This window comes from Dietzia aerolata (assembly GCF_014144865.1).
Taxonomy (GTDB): domain Bacteria; phylum Actinomycetota; class Actinomycetes; order Mycobacteriales; family Mycobacteriaceae; genus Dietzia; species Dietzia aerolata.
Window position 1 is genome coordinate 1 of sequence record NZ_JAALDM010000281.1, and the last position, 2,599, is coordinate 2,599.

Sequence of the window (2,599 nt, forward strand, 5' to 3'; positions counted from 1 at the left end):
CCGCCGTCCTTCGATACTTTCTCAACCTCTTTGGGAAACCGGATCTAGAGTAGAGCAGACCGGGCGAGATAGGGAAGGGTGCCCTAAGTTGAATGTGGGTGTGGCGGGTGGCGAGCTGGGCCGCCAGCGGTCCCTCGGCGGTCAGGCCCGCCGGACGGGCAGGCCGCCGCGGGTGACGCGGGAGGCGATCCTGGAGACAGTTCTCGAGCTCGGGATCGACAAGGCCACGGTGTCGGCCGTAGCTGAGCGGGTGGGGGTCGACCCGTCGACCCTGTACGGACACGTCGCCGGCAGGGGCGAGATGGTGGCGGCCGCGGCGGAGGTCGCCATCTCACGCGTTCGGTGGCGTGGGCAGCCGGCGGACGGTGCGGCCGGAGACGGGTGGTCGGCTGGTGCTGCGCTCGGGCCCGCTCCGGGCGGTGAGCTCGATGGCGTTACTTCCGGCGGAAGCCCCGACGACGTCCCCGATGACTGGCGCGGTTTTCTCACCTCGATCGCCGAAGACCTGTGGGGGATGTACCGGGAGCACCCGGGGCTGGCCGGGTACCTGCGCACGACGGACGTCCCGTCGCCCACGCTGTTGACCCTGGCTGCGGGGGCCGTGGAGGTCCTCACCAGTCGATACGGGCTGGGGGTGCCGCTGGCGGCGCTGGCGGTCGACTCGGTGGGCGACAGCGTGATCGACTCGTTCCTCACGGTCACGCGCCTGGAACAGGCTGCCGCCGACGATTCCACCCGGGCGGCGCGAGACAAAGCCGTCGACTCGGTGGACCTGTTGGCCGGCCACACGCAGCAGGAGTACGTGGAGGTCCTCAAGTCAGCGTTGGGGTCACCGCAGGGATCGGACGCGTGGTGGCGCGACAAGGTCCAACTGGTCCTCGATGGTGTGGCCTACCGGTTGTCGGGTCCGGCTACGGGCTGACCGGGCGGCCTATGGGCCAGGCCACGGCCTGACCATGCGGCCGGCGGCACCTCCGGTCAGTTGGTCGACTCGAGCACCACGTCGGTGCCCGCCAGGTCGACGGTCATGCCGCCGTCCACCACGTGAACGCCGGTCAGCTCCACGCCCTCGGGCAGTTCCGCGAGTGCCGAGTCCATCATCGAGATGGTTCCGCCGAGCAGCTCCGGGGGCAGGGTGAAGCCGAAGATCGAGGCCTGCTCGGGCTGCATCTCGAGGTTGCCGTTCGTCAGGCGCGGGGTCACCACGGCCTCGGCCAGACCGCTGATCGAGACCCGCAGTGTCCCGGAGGCCGGGTCGGAGGTGATCTGTTGGACCTGGATCAGCCCGCCGAGCATGGAGTCGCCGCCGACCTGCTCGCCGGCGGCAGCGGTGGTCATGGCCTCGTCCGAGACGAACGCGGTGCCGTTGAGCGAGTCGACGTGGGTCACATCGCCCTCGGATCGGACGCCTTCAGCCCGGATGTCGATTGCCGGGGCGGGCCCGGAAGCGCCCTCCGCGGCGGAGCCGTCGGTGGTGATGCGCACGGAGCCGAGGGTGCCGTTGAAGTACGACAGAAGGACGGGGGTGGCGCCCAATTCGACCTGGGCCGGCGAGCCGAGGGAGGTGGTGATCTCCTGCGCCATCTGATCTTTGATCGAGTTGCGCAGGCCGAACTCGAGTCCGACCAGCCCCAGCACCACCAGGATCACGGCGATGCCGGCGAACAGCGCGATCATCGGCCCGCGACGCCGTCGCTTCACACCGCCACCGACTGCGCCGCTCCCGCCGACGCCACTACCGGGACCACCCTGGCCCGGGCCCCCGGGCCCGCCCGAGCCGGCGAGCGGGTATCCGCCCTGGGCGGAGGGCGCGGCGGGGAACTGCTGCGTCTCGGCGTTCTGGACCCCGGGCCTGTCGAAGGCGGGGAGTCGCTGGGTGTCGTGCGGCTGCATTCGTCCGATTCTCGCTGATCTCGCGTGGATTCGCAGCGCCGCAGGTCAGAGCGCGTCGCGCGGTGGTTGAGCCGGGGCCGTGTCGGGGTTGAGCCCCGGCCGAGCCGAGGCCGAGCGGGTCAGCGCTCGGCAGTCCAGCGGTTGAGCTGCTCGTACTCGGAGGTCAGCAGCTTCTGCAGGTGGTCCACGACGAGCTTCTCGAGCTTGCCGCCCAGCAGCGGAACGGACACCTTGACGTTGCCGGACACATCCTCCACGGCCGCGCCATCCTTGCTGGATGCCGTGGAGTCGCCCAGGATCCGCCCGAGCCCGCCGGCCGCGTCCGCGGTGGCCTTGCCGACGAAGCGCTCACCGTCGAACCCGCTGATCACGTTCGTGCGAACGATCACGAGCTGACCCGGCAGCACCTTGCGCGCGATGTCGGGAATGTCCTCGTCGGGGATGTGCTGAGTGACGGTGACGGTGATCGAGTCGCCGGTCACCTCGAAGTTGTCGAGGGTGTCCTTGGGGGTTCCGACGGCCGTCAGTCGGTCATGCCAGAACGCCTCCTCGGTGAGCGAGTTGTAGATCGTCTCGATGTGCGAGTCGATGCGGGCGTTGTGCGTGAACCTGGTCGCCATGGGGTCAGACGATACAAGCAAACGACTACTCTCGGGCGGGTGATCATGACTTCCGCAGACACACCTGGGCCCGCCGAGCCCGCCGA

At 69.6% G+C, this 2,599-nt stretch carries 3 protein-coding genes; 1 reads left to right on the forward strand and 2 read right to left on the reverse strand.

Going from position 1 to position 2,599, the window contains the following annotated elements:
* Positions 1-100 precede the first annotated feature (100 nt).
* On the forward strand, positions 101-922 hold the full coding sequence (locus tag G6016_RS17350; protein WP_182633382.1) for a TetR/AcrR family transcriptional regulator C-terminal domain-containing protein: 822 nt from the start codon (positions 101-103) through the stop codon (positions 920-922).
* Between the two features lie 56 nt (positions 923-978).
* Here the strand turns inward: G6016_RS17350 and G6016_RS14810 are convergent, their stop codons facing one another.
* Both G6016_RS14810 and G6016_RS14815 read right to left on the reverse strand, forming a co-directional pair.
* Positions 979-1,893, reverse strand: a complete 915-nt coding sequence (locus G6016_RS14810) for an LmeA family phospholipid-binding protein (RefSeq protein WP_182633383.1) — start codon at positions 1,891-1,893, stop codon at positions 979-981.
* Positions 1,894-2,012: 119 nt separating this feature from the next.
* Positions 2,013-2,513, reverse strand: a complete 501-nt coding sequence (locus G6016_RS14815; protein ID WP_182633384.1) for a DUF2505 domain-containing protein — start codon at positions 2,511-2,513, stop codon at positions 2,013-2,015.
* Positions 2,514-2,599 lie beyond the last annotated feature (86 nt).